Raw genomic sequence first — 20,155 nt, forward strand, 5'->3', positions numbered from 1 at the left:
CTTTTTGAAGACGGGCGCTTTCCTGAAAGGCTTCCGGCTTAAGGATCCTCCTGTATGGTGGAGGTATGACAGATCGAAACGACAGGCCCGAACTCGGGCGCCGCACGGCTCTGGCCAGCATTCTAGCCGCAGGAGCTGCTGTTGGCAGTAGCCGGATTGCCAGAGCCGCCGAGGAAACGCCGATGTCTGCAATGACTCCTCATCACGATGAACCCAGCAATTCCCATCAGGAGCCGGGCAATCATCCGGGGATAGCAAGCCAGCCCGTTGTCAGAACGCAGAGTGACTATCTCTATCGCCCCACGGTTCATTTCTCGCCACAAACCGGCTTCATGAATGATCCCAATGGTCTGATTTTCGACGGGCAGACGTATCATCTCTATTACCAGTACGACCCTTTTGCACCCTATGCGGGTCAGGTGCACTGGGGGCATGCAACCAGTGCGGATTTATACACGTGGCAGGATCAACCTATCGCGATTGATCAGACAGCCGCTGGCGAGGCGTATTCAGGGTGCGTGGTTCTGGACCGAAATAATGATTCTGGTCTTTTCCCCCCGAAGGCAAGCTCCCCTCCGCAAGGGGACACTCCACCCGCTCCCAAGACGGCAACGCAGGCGGCAGTTGAGGCCTTGGCTCCCGGCTTGACCAAGGCCACGTCAGATGTACCATTTTCGCCGGAAAACATGGATGTTCTTGGTCCGGGGACGAATGCTCCCTTCGGACATGTCTTTGATCCACCGACAACAGCTGAACTTCCGCCAGCGGCTCCTTCGGTTCCTCCGTTACCATCCATGCCGGGTGGTCTGGTCGCTCTTTACACGCGCGCTACACCCCAGAAGCAGACGCAGTATCTGGCATGGAGTCCGGATGGCGGTAAGCGCTTTATCGACTACGAGCACAACCCTGTTCTGGATATCGGGCTGAACTCTTTCCGCGATCCGAAAGTGTTCTGGCACCAACCCAGTGGAAAGTGGGTCATGGTCGTCGTGAAGGCTCGGGCTCACAGGGTGGCCTTCTACGGATCAATTGATTTGAAGCACTGGATGCATCTCAGTGATTTCGGGCCAGCAGGTCTGTTCGGCGTGGATTATGAATGTCCCAATCTTATTGAATTGCAGGTTGAGGATGAGGGGAAGACGTCCCGTTGGGTTCTGTTCGTTTCAGTCAATCCCGGTGGACCTCAGGGCGGAAGTGTCACGCAGTATTTTGTAGGTGACTTCGACGGTGAGCGCTTTATCCCCGAGAATACGGTCATAGGTCTGACGGACTTCGCCAAAGACAGCTACGCCATGCAGGTTTATGAAAACATGCCGGGCAACGAGGCTGTCTATTTCGCCTGGTTTGGGAACTGGCAGTATTGCGAAGAGGTCCCGAACAGAAGCTGGCGCGGTCTTATGACCCTTCCGCGAACCTTGTCGCTCAGGCGGGACGATATGAACTGGCTACGGTTGGTGCAGCGTCCTCGAGGACTGAAAATGCTGAGAGGCGAGCAGATTCCTTTTCGGGTTGAACGTATTGCTGCCCAGAGCGGCGTTCAGGTCTCCATCCCCACAGGGCAGGCCATTGAACTCTCCCTGACGGTAACCGTGGATGAGCGCAGAAACCCGCAACCTGATGGCAACAAGGGACGAGCGGGTCGCTTCCTGATTGTCTTCTCCAACGGACAGGGAGAATCTCTCTCTATCGGGTTTGACGCATTTTCAGCTCAGCTCTGGCTGGATCGCGGAGATCTGCATGGCTTTTCGCAGCCATTTTTCACGGAGAGGTTCTCCACACCACTAACGGCAAACAGCCGACGTTTCTCGTTGAAACTGGTTCTGGATGCGTGTGCGCTCGAAATCTTCATCAATGATGGCTTGTCGGTCGGGACAGCTCTGGTGTTTCCTGCAAGTCCCTTGGATACACTCAGTCTTCAGGCAACGAATGCTGGTGCAACTATCGAAAATCTCAGTCTGTATCCTCTGCGGAAAACCATGGAGCGTCCGACCGCCGTATGATTGCAAACAGCCAAGGCTTCTGAACCGCGATACACGGCAGGCAGCGAAAGAATAACAATGCATTTTACCCAGACCTTTGATGCGCACTCCTTTCTGGATACGTTCGGAAGCTATCTGGCTGCTTTTGTATTTGGGACGCTGATCGGGGCGGAACGTCAGTTCCGCCAACGGACCGCCGGGTTGCGTACCAATGCGCTGGTCGCGATTGGTGCCTCTGCTTTCGTAGATCTCGCAGAGCGTATTGGCGGCGATGTTTCGGCCATTCGCGTGATTGCCTACGTGGTATCAGGCGTTGGATTTCTTGGCGCCGGCGTCATCATGAAAGATGGCCCCAATGTGCGGGGCCTGAATACTGCGGCAACACTCTGGTGCTCAGCTGCCATCGGTGCGTGCACAGGGTGCGACATGATTGCGGAAGCAGCTCTGCTGACCGTCTTTATTCTCAGTGCCAATACGGTGTTGAGAGTTCTGGTGAAATGGATTGATCGGCGCCTGCCTCCACAGATCGATGCAGTGGATCAGGAATGACGGCCCTGTGCGCAGCTCAGACGTGCTAGGCATTAAGGCTTAGCACAAACATATTTTTATTTTCTGGAAAAAATGGTGCCCAAGACCGGGATCGAACCAGTGACACTGCGATTTTCAGTCGCATGCTCTACCAACTGAGCTACTTGGGCACCGGGCTTAAGGTGAGATACCCGCTGCGGAAACGGGGTTTAGCTGATGATTCGCTTGGGATCAACCCTCAGTATGAGGATATTCTTCAGAGTCTTCTTCATTATCCTGCCTGAAGGATGGAACGCGGTAGTTACCGTTGAACCAGCGCCCCAGATCAATGTCTGCACAGTGCTGTGAGCAGAAGGGCCGAAAAGCCGGTTCCGTTGGGCGATTGCAGATAGGGCAGGTGGCACTCATGACAGGCTCCAGCTTGCGGGGGATGCGTTTGGATCCATGACCAGCTCCAGTGGAGCGGCCCGGCGGGAAGTAAAGTCACTCAGGGCTTCCGGATCGTTCTCCAGAGCCCTGATGAGAGAAATGGATGCTGTCAGAGTGCGACCCTTGCGGTCTTCTCGCAAAATGGTGCGGAGCACTGACAGCGCCCTCCCATGTGGGGAGGACAAAAGTTCGTGCAAGGGAGGTCTGCGCCGCGGGCGAGTGATTTCCAGAAGGCCGGAAGGCGTGGCCCCGAGCACTTGCGACTTCAACGGATCATCCAACAGGGCATCGCGCAGGAAGCCGACGAGGGCAGGCCTCTTGCGGGTTTTAACGCCTGCGGGATCAACCAGCAGAGTGCCTGACAGATTGCGGAGGCGGATCTGTCGCGCCAGGGCCGGAAAACTTGCAACGTTTTCCTTGAAGTCAGGAGCGCTGGTGCTGTCCAGGTCTATGGCGATCAGGGCTGGGGTGGGAAAGATACTGGCTGTCAGTTGGCCAAGATCTGCAAATTCGGAGCCAAGTTCGTCAAAGTCGCTTTCCAGCGTGTCGTCAAAAGCCTGCTGGCATCGCTGAAACCGGGGGCGCAGTCGGGCCGGAAGGCGGGCGGCAATACCTGGTGCATCAACGTACAGAGGGGCGTCAGGATAGCGGTCTGCCAGCTCTTCCAGTGGTGAAGGGCCGCATGCCAGAAGCGTCGGTGCAACAGGCATATCCGGCACAGGCTCTGCCTTACGCAGGCGGAGGCCCTTTCCATTCTGTGCGGAGCGGCTGACGCGGACGGAGATCAGTTCTCCTTGAACCAGCGCATCCCGGCAGGACAGAAAGCCATTATCTCCGTTGTGGAGTGTGACAAAGGCCCCGCCCAATGCGGGAGCGACCGTTTGGATGCGCGCAATATGCCAGTCGTCAAACCCATCCGGAAGGCCGGGACGCCAAATGGCCGCATCCAGAAGGGTCTCATAGTCCGTAACCGCAATCCGCACATCGCCCGGAGAGCAGGCGGCGCGGATCTCGATCACGCGATCCACCCACCCTGACGACGGGGCTGCCCGCGCAGAAGCTGTGCGGTTTCGAACAACGGAAGACCCACGACAGCAGAGTAGCTGCCGCCAATCTGCCGGATATGAGCTGCGGCAGCCCCTTGGATGGCGTAGCCGCCAGCCTTGCCCTGCCAATCTCCGTTGGCGATCAGTGCGTCGATCTGGCTGTCAGTCAGTCGGTGGAACGTGACGGCCGTTTCCACAAGGCGCTCATTGGCCACACCGTCCGGCCAGGCAGAGGTGGGACGCAGAGCCACTGCGGTCAGCACTTTGTGGTTTCGGCCTGAAAGCAGCCGCAGACACGCGCGTGCAGTCTGTTCATCCTCCGCCTTGGGGAGAATGCGTCGTCCAACCGCAACGACAGTATCCGCACCGATCACCAGAGCTGCATCCTGACGCTGTGCTGCTGCATGGTCAGCTTTCGCTCGGGCAAGACGCTGGACCAGCGCGCGGGGAAGTTCACCGGGGCGCGGTTCCTCATCCACATCTGTGCCGATGATGTCATCAGGCACGATTCCAATCTGCTGCAGAAGAGCCAGACGTCGGGAAGAGGCAGACGCCAGAACAAGCGCCGGGCGATCTGTCATGCCGTTTTCAGGCACGGGAGACTGGGAAAGGGGCATACGCCGCAGTCTCTTACTTGAAGCGGAACGTGATCCGGCCCTTGGACAGGTCGTATGGGGTCATTTCAACGTTTACGCGGTCACCAGCGAGAACGCGGATACGGTTCTTGCGCATCTTGCCGCTCGTATGGGCGAGAATGGTGTGCTCGTTGTCGAGCGTGACACGGAACATGGCGTTGGGCAGCAGTTCCATGACGGTGCCGGTGAACTCGATAAGGTCTTCTTTGGACATGGGAATCCTTGCTTCAGGGACAGGGTAAAGGTCTGCGGATGGCAGTGGCCCCGATCGGAGCCTGAAAATCCAGTTCCGCTATGTGCGGACTGTCCGGCAAAAGGTCAAGCTTAACGCGGTTTTTCTGATGTTTTTGGCCGAAATGATTGTGGACTTTTCACAAGACATACCGATTGTCCATGGCACCGGGTATGAAAATGGCAGAAATGGGCTGGTGCCTCGGTAATATGAAACAAAAGCGGGACGGCTTCTGACAGCTCCGCCCGGAGGCGAGGACATGCGTGGCGAAAAGGTATGAGTGGGTGCGAGTGGTGCCTTCGATTGTCTGGGCTTTGGTCCTTGCCGTGCTCATGGGGCTGGGCGTGGGCGTGCACCTTGTCCCGCTGGACAGTCTAAGCCGTTTTCCAGTTTTCCAGGACGGAATCCAGGCCGTCGCTGGGCAGCGGTATTTCCTAAGCGATGTGTGGCAGTGGCCTTTGCTGGACACACACTCGCTCCTGGCCCCCTGGGGTGCCAGCGTAGCAATGACAGACAGTACACCGTTACTGTTGTTACTGTTCAAACCGTTCGTGGCTCTGCTTCCCGCCGGATTTGTACCTTACAGGCTCTGGCTGGTGTTCTGTTTCCTTATGCAGCCGGTCTCTATGGTTCTGGCGCTATCCGCTGCGGGTGAACGGCGTTTTACTGCGTTGATGTCCGGAGCCATCCTGGCTCTCTGCATGCCATTTTTTCTGGGACGTATCATTCATCTCAGTTTGATGGGGCAATTCCTTCTTCTGTTGGCATTTGCGTTTTATTTCTCCCTTGTGCGGGGGAAAAAGTGGGCTTTGGGGCTGACGCCGATCTTTCTTGTGATCTGTCTGCTTATTCATCCGATCCTGATGCTGTTGGCCTCTGGGACTATTGCGGCAGCAGCTCTGACGCTTCTGTGTCGGAGGGCTAAGGCGTGGCGTGAGGTAGCCTGTTCATGCGGAGCTGGAATTGCATTGGTCCTGATCGTCAGCGAGGTGCTGGGATATTTCCGGTATGCTCAAGGTGCTGGCGGGTATGGCCTGTTCTCCATGAACCTGCTGTCGCCCATCTGGCCCATGCATTCTAATCTGCTAGCGTTTATTCCTGCGCTGCATTACGGCATGGAGACCCAGTCTTTTGAGGGCTATTCCTATCTCGGTGTAGGGCTTCTTTTGCTTCTGCTCTGTGATGTGGTCTTTTGCAGGCGCGAACTTCTGAGCGCGATGCGGCGGCATGCCGGACTGTCGATTTTCCTTGGAATTATGGCGCTCTACGCTGTTTCCAACATGGGATATGCAGGCTCATACCGGCTTTGGCACATAGCCCTGTCGCCCCCTTTGGCAGACGTTTTTCGTGCGAGTGGACGATGCTTCTGGCCTGTAGAATATGGCCTGTTGATCGCGGCTATCCGTCTATCCCGCTTCATACCGAGAAGGGTGGGAGGCAGCCTACTTATTGTTTGTGCCTTGCTGCAATTCCTGGACACCCGCTCGTTACGCGCGCAGGCACATGACCTGTGGAAGGCCGATTTTCCTGTTACGGGCGTTACCAGGTCTTTGACAGGTTTGATTGGGGACGCGCAGCAGGTAGCGCTCTACCCGGTTGCAGGCTGTGGATTGGATCTCTACGGCCCGGATGCCGATCGGATTATGACTGTTTTTCGGCTCTCTGCCGAACAAAACCGGCCGATCAATACGTTCTACCTGTCCCGCCCGCCCAAAGATTTTGCATGTGGCAGAGAAAAGCCCCAAGCCGACCAGGCGGAGGGAACGCTCGAAATTTATGTGGGCGGATTGCAGCCTGCTGCCAATCGGCACTGTCAGGATTTAGACGGCCTAAAGATTTGCCCGCCCTCGTAAGGGCGGGCGAACACTTAGTTTTTGATCTGGCCCAGACGTAGCGAAAGACTCAGAGCATGAGCATCCAGCCCTTCCGCCTGTGCGAGAGCAACACCAGCGGGGCCGATCTTTTCAAGTCCGGCTTCATCCGCCTCAATGGTCGTTGTGCGTTTGATGAAGTCGAACACAGAAAGCCCTGATGCGAAACGGGCCGTGCGGCTTGTGGGTAGAACGTGGTTGGGACCACCGACGTAATCGCCGACAGCTTCCGGGCAGTAGCGGCCCATAAAGATGGCCCCCGCATGGCGGATTTTTGCACTGAAGGCACGCGGTTCGTCGAGCAGCACTTCAAGATGTTCAGGAGCAAGCTGGTTCACAATCCGGGCGGCTTCATCCAGATCCCGAACGACAATGACTGCACCATGGTCTTCCCAGCTTTTGGCCGCGATAGCGGTACGGGGAAGGGTTTCCAGCTCTGTCTGGACAGCCGCCGTTACTGCCTTTGCAAACGCGGCATCCGTAGTGATGAGAATGGCCTGTGCCTGTTCATCATGTTCAGCCTGCGCCAGTAGATCGACTGCTGCCAGACGGGGATCATTATTCCCATCGGCTACAACGACAACTTCTGAAGGCCCGGCGATGCTGTCGATGCCAACATGGCCAAAGACCTGTCGCTTGGCCTCCGCCACAAACGCATTGCCGGGGCCGACAATCCGGTCCACCGGAGCAATCAGTTCTGTTCCATACGCCATGGCGCCCACAGCCTGTGCGCCGCCGATCCGGTAAATTTCTTCCACGCCGCAGAGACGGGCCGCTGCCAGAACAAGTGGGTTCAGCACCCCATCGGGAGACGGAACACACATGGCCACGCGCGGCACTCCGGCGACGCGCGCGGGAAGGGCATTCATCAGAACCGAGGAGGGATAAGCGGCTTTTCCGCCGGGCACATAAAGACCTACGGCATCCAGAGCCGTCCAGCGCATGCCAAGCCGGATTCCTTCGTCGTCCGTGAAATCCAGATCCTTCGGCATCTGTGCAGCATGGAACGCTTCAATGCGCCGGGCAGCGGTTTTGAGAGCATCCATCAGGTCTGACGGGACAAGATCTGCCTGCGTGGCAATTTCTTCCGCGCTGATGCGTAGGTTTTCAGCAGGCAGAGTCAGGCGGTCAAAGCGGGCCGTATAGTCACAGAGCGCCTCGTCCCCACGCTGACGAACATCAGCCAGGATGGCCCGAACGGGCTCTGCAACGCTGCGCTCGTCGCTGCTGCGATCTGCCAGAAGGTTCGCAAGATCCTGTTCAAAACTGGCGCTCAGGGTATCGAGACGTTTCATTTTGACGCTCCCTCAGTGTTGAGGGCTGCCCGGAAACGCTCGATCAATGCGCCAATCTCTTCGGGGCGCGTTTTGAGCGCGACGCGATTGACGATCAGGCGGCTTGTGACGTGGGCAATGGTTTCGGTTTCCATAAGGCCGTTGGCACGGAGAGTGGAGCCTGTATCAACCAGATCTACAATCACGCTCGCCAGATCCAGGGTGGGCGCAAGCTCCATGGCACCATTCAGGTGCACGATTTCTGCATTCACGGCGCGGGACGCAAAGTGACGGCGTGCAATGGTCGGATACTTCGTGGCGACACGCAGGCGTGACTGGGACGCTGCCGGATCTTCAGTGACGGTTTTGGGGCGCGCCACGGAAATTCGGCAGCCACCAATTCCGAGATCAAGCGGTGCGTAAATGTCCGGATAGTCGAATTCCATCAGGACATCTGCGCCACAGACACCGATATGCGCTCCACCATACGCTACGAAAGTTGCGACGTCGAAAGAACGGACGCGCACAACATCCAGATTTGGATAAGAGGTGCCAAATCGCAGCCGACGGCTGCTTTCCTGAAGGCAGTCCGCATCGGGTTCGATGCCTGTTCGTGTCAGAACGGGGGCTAACGCCTTGAGAATCCGCCCTTTTGGAAGGGCAAGGATCAGCGGAGAACCGCTTCGGTCAGAAGTGTCCGTTCCGGTCTGAGGCGCTGTCATGGGGCGTCTGTCCTTGCTGTCCGCAGCCAATGAAAAGAGAACAGCAGCGCATATCACGAAGCGGCGGTCTTCCAAAATTTCTTGACAGGGAGGGTGCATATTAGTGCATCTTGTATGCATGTCTGCAAACATAGAGACATTGTTGTTTCCGACCCCCCTTTCTGCTGCGAGTGGCCTGCCCCTGCGCGCACAGATGCGGGAGCGTATCCTGACAGCGATAGGGTCTGGTCTGCTCTCTCCGGGAGACCAGCTTCCCACGATGCGGGCGTTGTCAGTTCATCTTCGAGTTGATCTCAACACTGTGCAGCGTGCTTACGCGGAACTGGAACGGCTGGGTGCCATCGAGACTTATCGGGCGCGAGGCAGTTTTGTGAGCCAGCATCCTCCATCGGCCGATATTGATCGAAAGAAGGGAGAGCTCATGGATCTCGCTGCGGCAACAATCGCCCGGAGCCATGCCTTGGGGCTCGATCCAGATGCGCTCCTCCGCGCCATGCAGCACCTTCTTGAAGCGTCTTCGCCCACAATCGCACCCGAGACCGGCGCCGGAAAGGCATAGTCATGATTTCGTATCCAACACTTCCGTCGTCCGTGTCGCGGCGCAGCAATGGCCTTCCTGTCAATTCGGTGTCTATCGCACTGGCTCTCGGGTGTATTCTGGCCGGCGGGGGCTTACAGGCTCTGACCTTTAACCTCGCCTTCTCGATCATCGGCGTGGTGCTGGGCGTTCTCGTCCTTCTGTCTTTGAAAATGTGTAATTCCTGGCAGCGTGCTCTGGTCTTGCGAGCCGGTAAAATTCAGGGTTTGCGGGGACCTGGCCTGTTTCTCATCATCCCTTTTGTAGATCAGGTCACCGAAGTGGTTGATCAGCGGATCAGGACAGTTCCGGTGCATACGCGGCAAACCCTGACGCGTGATACGACGCCGGTGGATGTGGATGCTGTTGTTTTCTGGATGGTTCATGATCCACTCCGCGCCATCACGGAGCTGGATGACTACGAGGGGTCCGTGTCCATGGTGGCCCTGACGACCCTGCGTGAAGTGGTCAGCAGCTCCGACCTTGCTGTGTTACTGGAGGATCGTCGCAGGATTGATGACCAGCTTCGGGACCTGATTGAGGTCAAGACGCGCGAATGGGGTGTCACGGTGCAGGCCGTTGAGATCCGTGATGTTCAGCTGCCAGATAATTTGCAGGATGCGATGAGCCGTCAGGCGCAGGCAGAACGGGAACGCGCAGCGCGCGTTACGCTCGCCAGTGCCGAACGTGCTGTTGCTGTGGAACTCGCGGCTGCAGCCAAAACGTATGAAGCCTCACCGATTGCCCTGCAGATTCTTCAGATCAACCGCGTTTTTGAGATGAACAAAAACCGTGGAACGACCATCCTGATGCCGACCACCATGGCAGACGCGATGGGAAGTGCGACCGCTTTTGCTGCGGCCGTGCAGGCCGCAACACAAACGGATTCTGAAGCACCATCAGCCTGAATCACGTTAGAACGTGGCTTTTGATGAGAGGCTCCAGCCAGTCCACGAATGTTGTTACGCGATCACCAGCGGAGTGCCTGTGTGGATATAGAATGGTCATGGGCAGAGCCTCTGCACACCATTCAGGCATCACGCTGACGAGCTCTCCAGCCTGGATGTGCTGCTGCACGTCGTAGGCCGGAATCTGGATCAGACCCAGCCCGGCCAGGCAGCAGGCAATGAGGGCTTCAGCATTATCAACCGTCACATGACTGGGTGGCGAAGCAGTTCTGGTCTTTCCGCCCTCCTGCCATTCCCAGTCTTCCGGTCGGCCAGTGACGGGGGATGCATATCGCACCACGTAATGATCGTTCAGGGCATCTGGGTGGGCAGGGCAGCCAAACTGGTCAAGATAGGCCGCACTCGCGACGTTGATCAGATTGAGTTCTCCGATCCTGCGACTGATGAGACCGGAATCCTGCAACGGCCCCACGCGCAGAACGCAATCCGCTCTGTCTTCCACCAGATTGATGGCTCTGTCCGTGACGCCAAGATCAACGGACAAGCCAGGGTGACGGGACAGAAAGTCGGGTAAAGCCGGAGCAACAATGAGGCGCCCGATCCTGCCCGGCATATTGACCCTTACGACACCGCTGAGGCCATCACGGTCTTTCCGGAACAGCGTTTCAATGTCCTCCACCTCTCCGATGACGCGCAGGCACCGCTTGTAAAAAGCCAGTCCGTCCTGAGTGGGAGAGACCGCGCGCGTGGTTCTGGCGAGCAAGCGTGTTCCTGCGCGCGTTTCCAGATCACGAATGGCTGTGGAGATGGTCGAACGTGGCATGTTCAGCATGTCAGCCGTGCGTGTGAAACTGGAAGTTTCAACGACTCTGGTGAAAATGCGGAAAAGGTCGATCCGGTCCAAAAAAGTCTCCGCAGAGCAGGGCCCTGAGTTTGTTCGTGATTCCTGACAGGTGTCGTCAGGAATACAGTCTTTGTTGTGTCCCGTCAGACGGTAGCCTGCGCGTTCCATTTCAAAAACGCGGAGACCGGATCATGACAGATCACAGTATCAAAGGAAAAACGGTTCTTATTGCTGGGGGCGCCAAGAACCTTGGCGGCCTGATCGCTCGGGATCTTGCGGCTCATGGGGCTCGCGCCATCGCCATTCACTACAACAGTGCAGCGACAAAACCCGATGCGGACGAAACGATCGCGGCTCTCAAAGCTCAGGGCGTGGAGGCCGTCGCCTTTCAGCAGGACCTGAGAACCGCGGGTGGGAACACCAAGCTGTTTGCTGACACTGTGGCTGCGGTTGGTCGGCCGGATATTGCGATCAATACGGTCGGCAAAGTGCTCAAGAAGCCGATGGCAGAGACGTCTGAGCAGGAGTTCGACGAGATGTTCGACGTGAACACGAAGTCGGCTTTTTTCTTCATCAAAGAAGCCGGAGAACATCTCAACGACAACGGCAAGATTCTGACGCTCGTTACGTCACTTCTGGGAGCTTACACGCCGTTCTACGCCACCTATGCGGGAAGCAAGGCGGCCGTCGAGCATTTCACACGGGCTGCTTCCAAAGAGTACGGTGCACGAGGCATTTCCGTGAATGCGATTGGTCCCGGGCCAATGGATACGCCCTTCTTCTATGGGCAGGAAGGTGCGGATGCCGTCGCATATCACAAGACGGCGGCTGCCCTGTCTGCTCTGAGCAAGACTGGCCTGACCGATATTGAGGATGTTGTCCCCTTTGTCCGGACGCTCGTATCTGATGGCTGGTGGATGACGGGTCAGACCATTCTTGTGAATGGTGGATACACGACGAAGTAAGAAAAAAGGGCTGCCCGGGTTTTCTCCCTGGCAGCCCTTTGCAGGCTCAGAATGTCGCGTTGATACGGCCGTAGTAGTAGCCGCCGTTGATCGGCACCTGTGCAGAGTTGGAGTCATAGACAGCGGCACCGTAGGAGCTCAGCTCTTCCGGAAGCTTGCGGGGACGAACGTTGAAGACGTTGTTACCGCCAACAGCCACATGCCAGTGCTCGTTGAAGCGATAGCCGACTTCAAGATCGGTCAGCCAGCGCGGAGTGTTCTTGAACTGGCCAAAGCAGGTGTTGGAGTAACGAAGGGCAGCCCCGCCGGCAGCAGCGCAGGTAGCAGAGGTTGGCGTCCAGTCCTGATAGGTCATCATGCTGGTGGTCTCGCCGTAACGCGTCTGCCGCACGTTGATGTCCCATTTCCCAACCGTGTAGTACGCGTTGAGGATGATCTTGCTCCGTGGGTAGCCCGTCGTGAGATACCCAATGGTCTGCGCATTGAGCAGCGGGTTGCCATTTGTATCGCTGGCAACATGATGCATGCGGGTACGGTTCAGATCCAGCGCCATGCTGAGAGCGAGATTACCGTAGCGATGCAGGTGGAACGTGTAGTCCGCCTTGATGTCCAGGCCCTGTGTTCGCGTGCTGGCAACGTTGGCAAAGTAATAGGCTGAGACGTTGCTGATATCGAAGGAGTTGACGGGCAGCGCGTAACCCATGGCCTGAATGGCGTCGACAGCCGCCTGACCCTTCGTGGTTCCACCTTGCGAAATGCGGTTGCGCAGATTGATCTGATAGACGTCTGCCTCCACGTGGAAGCCCTTGACCGGTTCCACGACGACACCGCCACTGGAGCTTACGGAGTATTCGGGCTTGAGCGGGCTGGCACCCAGGATCTGTGCTGCTGCGGAGCTGACAGGCAGAAGACCGCTGGCGCTGGTCGGGCTCACACTCATCGTGCTGTAGTGCTGCTCGGCGAGGGTCGGGGCGCGGAAGCCTGTGCTGATCGTTCCGCGGAAGGCCAGCCATGGCGTTGCGTCGTAGCGTGTGGAGACCTTGCCGTTCTGGGCATTGCCAACATCTGTATAATGCTCGAAGCGGCCTGCGAAATCCAGATCCCAATGCTTCAGAGGGTGGAAATCGCCATCAATATATGCGGCCCAGATGTTTCGGCTCCAGGAGCCTGCATTCTGTGGTCGCAGGCCAGCATACCCTTGCGTGCCACCGACTTCGTAAGAAGCGGGCTCACCAGCGACGATGTCATACATTTCGAGGCGATGTTCACCCCCAAAGGCAAGAACCATCGGGACGGTGTTGAAGATGTTGATCTTCCGGCGGAAATCCAGATTGTTGGTCCACTGGGCATTACGGTAGTTCAGCGCACGCACAGTCGTGGGAGACCAGCCACACCCGGTGGAGGAATAATTGGCGACGTTGCCGTTGTTGCAGGTAGAGCCCAGCATACCGGTGTTGGCCGTGTTCTTGTTGCTGATCTTGTCCTGATCCGCACCGTAAACCGTGCTCAGATCCCAGTCGAAGCCATAGAAATCATGCCCTTTGAGGCCGAGTTCACCGGCGTAGTCGTCTTCATCAATGACTTCGAGGGGGGAGAAACCGGAGGGATAAAGCGTCGGGGCAATGCTAGGAACGCGGTAGTTCTGAATGGCTTCGGCGTGACGATGGGCGTAGGTCACCTGCCCATACAAATCGATTTTTTCAGTAATCGGCTTCCCGAAATCAATCCCTAGATTTTCGCGGGTTTCTTCGGGGGTGCTCATGATTTTGTTGGAGTTTTTCGGCACGTTTACAGCGTTGGCAACAACACCCGTGTAGTAGCCATTGGTGTTCGCGCCAGTGGGCCAGCTTCCAAGAAGGCGATGGTCATTCGCGCCAGCGACAAAGTGATCCGTGTGATAAACCTGTCCGCTGATGTGCATATAGCCATCATGTCCAAGTTTCAGGCCGCCATCAGCGTTGAGCTGGTACTGCCAGCCGTCGCCATTGTAGGCGTTCGCGCCGGTCTGGGCTGACATGTTCAGGCCGTGATTCTGCTTTTTGGTGATGATGTTCACCACACCGGCAATCGCATCCGAGCCATACATGGCTGCTGCGCCATCTTCCAGAACTTCGATGTGGTCGATCATGTTCGCCGGAATCATGTTCAGATCGACTGGCGTTGAACCGAACTGCGGCCCGGCGTTCTGAACAATGTTGGCTGTGACGTGGCGGCGCTTGCCATCAATCAGGATCAGCACCTGGTTCGGGTTCAGGCCACGCATCCGGATTGAGGATGTGAGAGCTGCGGTATCACTTCCCTTTGCAGAGACGTTGATCGAAGCATAGGTGCGGGTCAGGGCATCTGCCAGATTCATCTGGCCGGACCGTCGCAATGTTGCGGCGGACACGACTGTTACTGGGCTTGAGCTGTCACGAGCCCTTTTGTTACTGGCGTGTGTGCCTGTAACAATCATGCTCTCATTGCCACCTTCAGCAGCGCGATGCTGCACAGCCTGACGCTTTACGGTCGTGGGTGTGGTCGCTGCCTGCGCAGGCGTATGGTGATGTACTACCTTGTGATGAGTATCCGTTGCTGCCGTTGGAGTTGCGGCCAAAGCATGGGTTTCAACAGAGGACGCCAGGAGAGACGTGGTTGCGAGGAAAAAAAGACGCCTTGATGACATACCGTCGACTCCCAATAAGCTACGGCCTTCTGCAGCACCAATGCTGCTGTCATTATTCATAACGAACTCGTTACGTCTGGCTACGCAAATTCTGATACCGAAATGTTTTGTCATTCTGGAAAAGAAATGAAGACCGCAATCAGGAAATCGCGGCCTTCCGGAAACTCAGTTTTTGAAGATGTCAGGCGGTCTTGTTGAAAGCCGCTACAATATTGGAGAGATTTCTCTGCCGTCTGGTTGCCAACCGAGCGGCCGTCAGGACTGATCTGGCCTGAGAAATAGCTGTGTCCAGATCAGAATTAATGACCGTATGATCGAATTCCGCCCAGTGAGAGATTTCATCCAGCGCGGCTTTCATGCGCTTTGCAATCTCTGCGGGATCATCAGAGGCTCGTTTGTGAAGCCTGCGTTCCAGCTCTTCGAGTGATGGTGGCAGAACAAACAGGCTCACGACGTCTGTGGGGAGGGCAGCTCTCAATTGGCGATGGCCCTGCCAGTCAATGTCAAAGACCATGTCATGACCGGCTTCCAGCGCTTCTTCAACAGGCGCACGCGGAGTGCCATAGCCGCGGCCGAAAACTTCTGCCCACTCCAGAAGTTCGCCGGCCTCTGCCATCGTGCGAAACGCTTCGATATCCCGGAAGTGATAATGAACACCTTCAACTTCACCAGGGCGTGGCCCACGGGTCGTCACGGAAACAGAGTGCTTCAACGATGGCTCTGACGCACGCAGAGCGTTTGCAATCGTGGATTTGCCCGCACCGGAGGGGGCTGAAATCACCAGGCAGACACCGCGTCGGGGCTGTTGGATCATGAGGGTCTCCTTGATGTTTCCTGAGGCAGGACAATGTCGCTGCCTCTAGCCTGAAAACCCCTTGCCTGACCAGATGTTCCTCAGGTTTCCGACTGAAGCTGTGCTGTTATTGCGCTGCTGAGAGACCGTCTGCGGGATCCGCCAAGGATGTGGCCGAGTGGGGCCAGAACCTCGATATGGTCACAGATGATCTTAAAAACGGCGAGCATCGGGACAGACAGAAAAGCACCGGAAATGCCCCACATCCAGTCCCAGAACAGAAGAGACCCCATGACGAAAACCGGGTTCAGCGTGAAGCGCCGGGCTAGGAGCATGGGGGTGATGGTTTCTCCTTCCAGCACATGAATCAGCAGGTAGATGGAAGGTGGAACCAGCGCATAAAGCAAGGACGGGAAGGTAAAGAGCCCCACAACGAAATAGACCACCATTCCGGTCAGGGGGCCGATGATCGGGATGTAGTTGAGCAGAAAAGCCAGGACCCCCCAGAGCAGGGGATTGGGCATGCCCGTTGCCCAGCACTGGATCATGTTCGCAAGCCCCACCAGCAGGTTCATCATCGTGATGGTTGCGAGGTAAAGCGAGACATTCCGTTCAATCTGGGTCGTGATCTGAACCAGTCGACGCTTTTTTCGAAATGTGGGCATAATTTCCACAATCCGACGCAGCAGTGTGTCTCCTTCCGTCATAAGGAAGAAGAGCATCAGCAGCATGGAGAAGAAGCCGCCTGCAATTTCTCTGGTGCCCGCAAGAACGGACGTCCCAAGGCGGCTCAGGGCATTCTCTCCCCCGATTGGCGCTGCCACAGCGTGCGAGCCAGAGGGTTTGTAGCCGCCGAACATGCCGGACAGCCGCATGTAATCCCGTTCCATGACTTCAATCGGCCCGCGCATGACGGCCAGTTTGCTCTGAAGAGCAGGCAGTGTCTGCGGGGCACGGGAAATCCATCCTGCCGCAGGGACAGAAATTGTTGTCGCAATTCCACCAACCACACCGAACATGGCAACGATGAGCAACAGCGCAGCCAGATGTTTGGGCAGATGCAGTTTTTGCCGAAGAAAACGCATCGGCGAGATCATCATCAGGTTGACGACCAGCGCGAACACAAAGGGCAAAAGGATGGGAGCGGTGAAATACAACGAGTAAAACACGGCCAGAATCGTCAGGATCAGGACGCAGATGTCTCTGACGTTCAGGTGCTGACGTAATATGTTACGGTCGAGCGTCGGATCTGGCAGCTCATCTCCTGCCCGCTGACTGGGTCGACTTGGGCCGGATGCATCCTCTTCCGGCGGAAGAGAGCCTTTCTGGCTGGAAACTGCGGAAGGCTCTGTCGGACAGCCGGACATGTTTGACGCCTGAAGCGGGGAGGGGTGACATCAGGGTAAAAGCCCTGACAGAGGACACAGTTGCGTGTTCTGCCCAAAAACCCTCTTGAACTCCAGTGGGAAGAGGTAACTAAATAATGATCAGAGCTGGTAGGGGTCTGCCCTGCTGGCGAACCTGGAGCTAGGAGAACAGCCATGGCTTGGAACACGCCGAAAGTTACCGAAATTCCGCTAGGCGCAGAAATCAACTCGTACGTCTGCGGCGAGAAGAAGTAATCATCTTTTCCCTTTCGGGGAAAAATGGCGGCCGCCTCCCACAGGGGCGGCCGTTTTCTGTTCATGCTTCCCAAACGGTTTTCTGAAAAATGATTGATGTCATCGTGCTCGGCTCCGCGGCCGGCGGTGGTTTCCCCCAATGGAACTCCGCAGCGCCAGGTTGTGTAGCCGCCCGCACGCGACAGGGCGCACGCCCTCGCACTCAGGCCTCCATTGCCGTGAGTGCTGATGGAGAACACTGGTTTGTTCTCAACGCTTCCCCTGATCTCCGGCAGCAGATTATCGAGACTCCGGCCCTTCACCATCAGGGTAGTCTGCGCGGGACGCCGATCCAGAGCGTCATTCTCACCTGTGGTGAAATTGACGCCATTACGGGTTTGCTGACTCTGCGGGAACGTGAGCCTTTCACGCTCATGGGGAGTGACTCCACACTGGAGCAACTGGCGGCCAATCCGATCTTCGGTGCGCTCGATCCTGCAATTGTCCCGCGCGTTCCTCTGGCGCTTGATGCGCCTATAGCTTTGAAGCTGAAGGATGGCAGCTTGTCAGGCCTGACGCTCACAGCCTTTGCTGTGCCGGGGAAAGCCCCGCTTTACGCGGAGGCTGAAGGGTCGCGGCCTGATGAAACTTTGGGTGTTTCGATCACAGATGGGACTCAGACGGTTCTGTTCATCCCCGGCTGCGCCCACATCACCCCAGAAATCATTGAACGTGCCTCTCAAGCTGATCTGCTGTTTTTTGACGGTACTCTGTGGCGCGACGATGAAATGATCCGAGCGGGACTGAGCCCCAAGACAGGTCAGCGTATGGGGCACGTTTCTGTCCGGGATAGTGGTGGCCCGGTGGAGTGCTTCGCGTCCTGCTCAAAACCGCGTAAAGTCTTGATTCACATCAACAACTCGAACCCGGTTCTGATGGAAGACAGTCCGGAACGCAAAGACGTCGAGAACGCGGGGTGGACCGTGTCCGAAGACGGCATGACTTTCAGACTGGAAACACCATGACACTCCTGACCCCTGACCAGCTCGAAGCTCGCCTCCGCCAGATTGGTGCTGAGCGCTATCACAACCGTCATCCGTTCCACCGCAAGCTGCATGACGGGCTTCTGACGAAGCAGCAGGTGCAGGCCTGGGCCCTGAACCGCTACTATTATCAGGCGAAGATCCCGGCCAAGGACGCCACGCTCCTCGCTCGCCTCCCGACCGCCGAACTGCGCCGCGAATGGCGTCGCCGCATCGAGGATCATGATGGTACGGAGCCGGGAACTGGCGGTGTCGCGCGCTGGCTCGTACTCACGGATGGTCTGGGTCTTGATCGGGACTACGTGGAGAGCACGGACGGCCTGTTGCCCGCGACGCGCTTTGCCGTGGATGCGTATGTGAATTTTGTGCGTGATCAGTCCATTCTGGCCGCTATCGCGTCGTCCCTGACCGAGCTGTTTTCCCCGACGATCATTAGCGAACGTGTCTCGGGGATGTTGCGGCACTACGACTTCATTTCTGAAGAAACGCTGGCCTATTTCACACCTCGTCTGACGCAGGCTCCTCGGGATTCGGACTTTGCGCTGGCCTATGTCCGGGAAAATGCCCGTACACCGGAACAACAGCGCGAAGTTTTGGGTGCTCTGGAGTTCAAGTGCTCCGTTCTGTGGTCCATGCTGGATGCGTTGGATTACGCGTATGTTGAAGGGCATATCCCGCCGGGCGCTTTTGTCCCATGAGTGTGACGGAAGAGATCGTCCTGTCCTTCGCGCGTGGTCATCGGTTGCAACATGACCGTGTTCGGGATGTCTGGCTTGTCCAGGCTCCCGAAAAGGCTTTCATTATCGAAGGCGCCGCCCCACATATCCTGGGTCTTGTGGATGGAGAGCTGGCTGTTGGCTCTATTGTAGAGAAGCTGACGGAACAGTTCTCCGCCCCGCGCGAAGTCATCTCCACGGATGTTCTCGCGCTTCTTTCTGATCTGACGGAAAAGGGCGTTCTGCGCGCATGACCTTGCCCCAGCCACCGATGAGCCTTCTGGCTGAACTGACCCATCGTTGTCCGCTTGCCTGCCCATACTGCTCCAATCCGCTGGATCTGGAACGCAAGGCGGCAGAGCTGGATACGGCTGGATGGAGACGGGTGCTTGAACAGGCAGCAGAGATGGGCGTCCTGCAGGTTCACTTCTCGGGCGGTGAGCCAATGGCCCGGCCAGATCTGGTCGAACTGGTGACGCTGGCGCGCAAGCTGAATCTTTATACAAACCTCATTACGTCCGGCGTCCTGCTGGATGAAGCCAAACTTGATGCGCTGGATAAGGCCGGGCTGGATCATATCCAGCTTTCTTTCCAGGATGTGACGGAAGAAGGCGCCGAACGCATTGGCGGCCTGAAAGGCGCGCAGCCTCGCAAGCTTAAAGCCGCCCGGCTGATTCAGGCGTCCGGGATTCCCATGACGTTGAACTTTGTTGTCCATCGGGAAAATGTCGCGCGCATTCCGCAAATGTTTGAGTTGGCACGTCAGCTTGGGGCTGGCCGCGTCGAAATTGCTCATACCCAGTATTATGGCTGGGGCCTCAAAAACCGCGATGCGTTGCTTCCCAGCAGAGAACAGCTCGAAGAGTCCACGCGTGCTGTAGAAGCCGAGCGTGAGAAGGGAGGTCTGGCCATTGATTACGTCACGCCAGATTATCATGCAGACCGTCCCAAGCCCTGCATGGGTGGCTGGGGGCAGCGGTTCGTGAACGTCTCCCCGTCTGGTCGTGTTCTTCCCTGTCATGCTGCGGAAATCATTCCGAATGTAACCTTCCCGAACGTCCGGGATGAATCGCTGGCCGAGATCTGGAACAATTCCCACCTGTTCAACATGTTCCGTGGAACGGAGTGGATGCCGGAAGCCTGCCGGGCCTGTGACCGCAAGGAGATCGACTGGGGAGGCTGTCGTTGTCAGGCGCTGGCTCTGACAGGGAATGCCGCCAACATGGACCCGGTTTGCAGCCGCTCACCATTTCATGACATCGTCGAGAAGGCGGTGGAGCAGGCAGAAACGCCTGAATTGGTTTACCGCCGCTTCTGAAGTTTTGTA

Annotated in this window: 21 protein-coding genes and 1 tRNA gene; 11 read left to right on the forward strand and 11 right to left on the reverse strand. The window is 57.0% G+C overall.

Annotated elements, in window-relative coordinates:
* The first annotated feature begins 65 nt into the window (after window positions 1-65).
* On the forward strand, window positions 66-2,000 hold the full coding sequence (locus M2305_RS06615) for a glycoside hydrolase family 32 protein (RefSeq protein ID WP_264648912.1): 1,935 nt from the start codon (window positions 66-68) through the stop codon (window positions 1,998-2,000).
* A gap of 57 nt (window positions 2,001-2,057) precedes the next feature.
* A complete protein-coding gene (locus M2305_RS06620; RefSeq protein WP_264648913.1) occupies window positions 2,058-2,528 on the forward strand; it encodes an MgtC/SapB family protein in 471 nt (156 codons plus the stop codon).
* 73 nt (window positions 2,529-2,601) lie between these two features.
* Here M2305_RS06620 and M2305_RS06625 read toward each other — a convergent pair.
* From M2305_RS06625 to infA, 5 genes are all read right to left on the reverse strand, one after another.
* A tRNA-Phe gene (locus M2305_RS06625) sits at window positions 2,602-2,677 on the reverse strand.
* Between the two features lie 61 nt (window positions 2,678-2,738).
* On the reverse strand, window positions 2,739-2,915 hold the full coding sequence (locus M2305_RS06630) for a DNA gyrase inhibitor YacG (RefSeq protein ID WP_211502471.1): 177 nt from the start codon (window positions 2,913-2,915) through the stop codon (window positions 2,739-2,741).
* Complete coding sequence (locus M2305_RS06635; protein WP_264648914.1) at window positions 2,912-3,955, reverse strand: ribonuclease E/G; 1,044 nt, start codon at window positions 3,953-3,955, stop codon at window positions 2,912-2,914. Before M2305_RS06635 ends, M2305_RS06630 begins: the two co-directional genes overlap by 4 nt.
* Complete coding sequence (locus M2305_RS06640; RefSeq protein ID WP_264648915.1) at window positions 3,952-4,599, reverse strand: Maf family protein; 648 nt, start codon at window positions 4,597-4,599, stop codon at window positions 3,952-3,954. The genes M2305_RS06635 and M2305_RS06640 overlap by 4 nt, the downstream gene beginning before the upstream one ends.
* Before the next feature lie 13 nt (window positions 4,600-4,612).
* Window positions 4,613-4,831: a translation initiation factor IF-1 gene (gene infA, locus M2305_RS06645; RefSeq protein WP_007282896.1), complete on the reverse strand. Its 219-nt coding sequence runs from the start codon at window positions 4,829-4,831 to the stop codon at window positions 4,613-4,615.
* A 281-nt stretch (window positions 4,832-5,112) separates the two neighbouring features.
* On the opposite strand from infA, the gene M2305_RS06650 reads away from it, so the two are divergent.
* Window positions 5,113-6,702 (forward strand): DUF6311 domain-containing protein, encoded by a 1,590-nt coding sequence (locus M2305_RS06650; protein WP_264648916.1) that lies wholly within the window; start codon window positions 5,113-5,115, stop codon window positions 6,700-6,702.
* A 14-nt stretch (window positions 6,703-6,716) separates the two neighbouring features.
* Here the strand turns inward: M2305_RS06650 and hisD are convergent, their stop codons facing one another.
* Together hisD and hisG are read right to left on the reverse strand one after the other, a co-directional pair.
* Window positions 6,717-8,015, reverse strand: coding sequence for a histidinol dehydrogenase (gene hisD, locus M2305_RS06655; RefSeq protein ID WP_264648917.1), 1,299 nt, complete (start codon window positions 8,013-8,015; stop codon window positions 6,717-6,719).
* Window positions 8,012-8,716, reverse strand: coding sequence for an ATP phosphoribosyltransferase (gene hisG / locus M2305_RS06660; protein WP_235271746.1), 705 nt, complete (start codon window positions 8,714-8,716; stop codon window positions 8,012-8,014). Before hisG ends, hisD begins: the two co-directional genes overlap by 4 nt.
* 142 nt (window positions 8,717-8,858) lie before the next feature.
* Here hisG and M2305_RS06665 point away from each other — a divergent pair, with 142 nt between their 5' ends.
* A complete protein-coding gene (locus tag M2305_RS06665) occupies window positions 8,859-9,275 on the forward strand; it encodes a GntR family transcriptional regulator (RefSeq protein WP_264648918.1) in 417 nt (138 codons plus the stop codon).
* Between the two features lie 2 nt (window positions 9,276-9,277).
* Window positions 9,278-10,201 carry a slipin family protein gene (locus M2305_RS06670; protein ID WP_046900445.1) on the forward strand — a complete coding sequence of 308 codons (924 nt, stop codon included), beginning with the start codon at window positions 9,278-9,280 and terminating at the stop codon, window positions 10,199-10,201.
* Window position 10,202: 1 nt separating this feature from the next.
* On the opposite strand, the gene M2305_RS06675 is transcribed toward M2305_RS06670, so the two are convergent.
* Window positions 10,203-11,105, reverse strand: a complete 903-nt coding sequence (locus M2305_RS06675; protein WP_264648919.1) for a LysR family transcriptional regulator — start codon at window positions 11,103-11,105, stop codon at window positions 10,203-10,205.
* Between the two features lie 131 nt (window positions 11,106-11,236).
* Here M2305_RS06675 and M2305_RS06680 point away from each other — a divergent pair, with 131 nt between their 5' ends.
* Complete coding sequence (locus tag M2305_RS06680) at window positions 11,237-12,010, forward strand: SDR family oxidoreductase (protein WP_211509603.1); 774 nt, start codon at window positions 11,237-11,239, stop codon at window positions 12,008-12,010.
* 46 nt (window positions 12,011-12,056) lie between these two features.
* Here the strand turns inward: M2305_RS06680 and M2305_RS06685 are convergent, their stop codons facing one another.
* The 3 genes from M2305_RS06685 to M2305_RS06695 all read right to left on the reverse strand — a co-directional run bounded on the left by M2305_RS06685 (window position 12,057) and on the right by M2305_RS06695 (window position 16,835).
* A complete protein-coding gene (locus M2305_RS06685) occupies window positions 12,057-14,675 on the reverse strand; it encodes a TonB-dependent receptor plug domain-containing protein (RefSeq protein ID WP_099211948.1) in 2,619 nt (872 codons plus the stop codon).
* Window positions 14,676-14,856: 181 nt separating this feature from the next.
* Window positions 14,857-15,489: a guanylate kinase gene (gmk, locus tag M2305_RS06690; protein WP_264648920.1), complete on the reverse strand. Its 633-nt coding sequence runs from the start codon at window positions 15,487-15,489 to the stop codon at window positions 14,857-14,859.
* An 80-nt stretch (window positions 15,490-15,569) separates the two neighbouring features.
* Entirely contained in the window at window positions 15,570-16,835 is a 1,266-nt protein-coding gene (locus M2305_RS06695; protein ID WP_099211346.1) for an AI-2E family transporter, read from the reverse strand.
* A gap of 174 nt (window positions 16,836-17,009) precedes the next feature.
* On the opposite strand from M2305_RS06695, the gene pqqA reads away from it, so the two are divergent.
* The 5 genes from pqqA (at window position 17,010) to pqqE (ending at window position 20,146) form a co-directional block, all read left to right on the forward strand.
* Window positions 17,010-17,090 (forward strand): pyrroloquinoline quinone precursor peptide PqqA, encoded by an 81-nt coding sequence (gene pqqA, locus M2305_RS06700; protein WP_010502998.1) that lies wholly within the window; start codon window positions 17,010-17,012, stop codon window positions 17,088-17,090.
* Window positions 17,091-17,179: 89 nt separating this feature from the next.
* Window positions 17,180-18,094: a pyrroloquinoline quinone biosynthesis protein PqqB gene (gene pqqB / locus M2305_RS06705; protein ID WP_264648921.1), complete on the forward strand. Its 915-nt coding sequence runs from the start codon at window positions 17,180-17,182 to the stop codon at window positions 18,092-18,094.
* Window positions 18,091-18,810, forward strand: coding sequence for a pyrroloquinoline-quinone synthase PqqC (pqqC, locus tag M2305_RS06710; RefSeq protein ID WP_064275209.1), 720 nt, complete (start codon window positions 18,091-18,093; stop codon window positions 18,808-18,810). Before pqqB ends, pqqC begins: the two co-directional genes overlap by 4 nt.
* On the forward strand, window positions 18,807-19,082 hold the full coding sequence (pqqD, locus tag M2305_RS06715) for a pyrroloquinoline quinone biosynthesis peptide chaperone PqqD (protein WP_264648922.1): 276 nt from the start codon (window positions 18,807-18,809) through the stop codon (window positions 19,080-19,082). The genes pqqC and pqqD overlap by 4 nt, the downstream gene beginning before the upstream one ends.
* Window positions 19,079-20,146 (forward strand): pyrroloquinoline quinone biosynthesis protein PqqE, encoded by a 1,068-nt coding sequence (pqqE, locus tag M2305_RS06720; RefSeq protein ID WP_264648923.1) that lies wholly within the window; start codon window positions 19,079-19,081, stop codon window positions 20,144-20,146. Before pqqD ends, pqqE begins: the two co-directional genes overlap by 4 nt.
* The last annotated feature ends 9 nt before the right edge of the window (window positions 20,147-20,155 follow it).

Origin of the sequence: Gluconobacter cerinus, from assembly GCF_025961355.1 — a bacterium.
Taxonomy (GTDB): Bacteria; Pseudomonadota; Alphaproteobacteria; order Acetobacterales; family Acetobacteraceae; genus Gluconobacter; species Gluconobacter cerinus.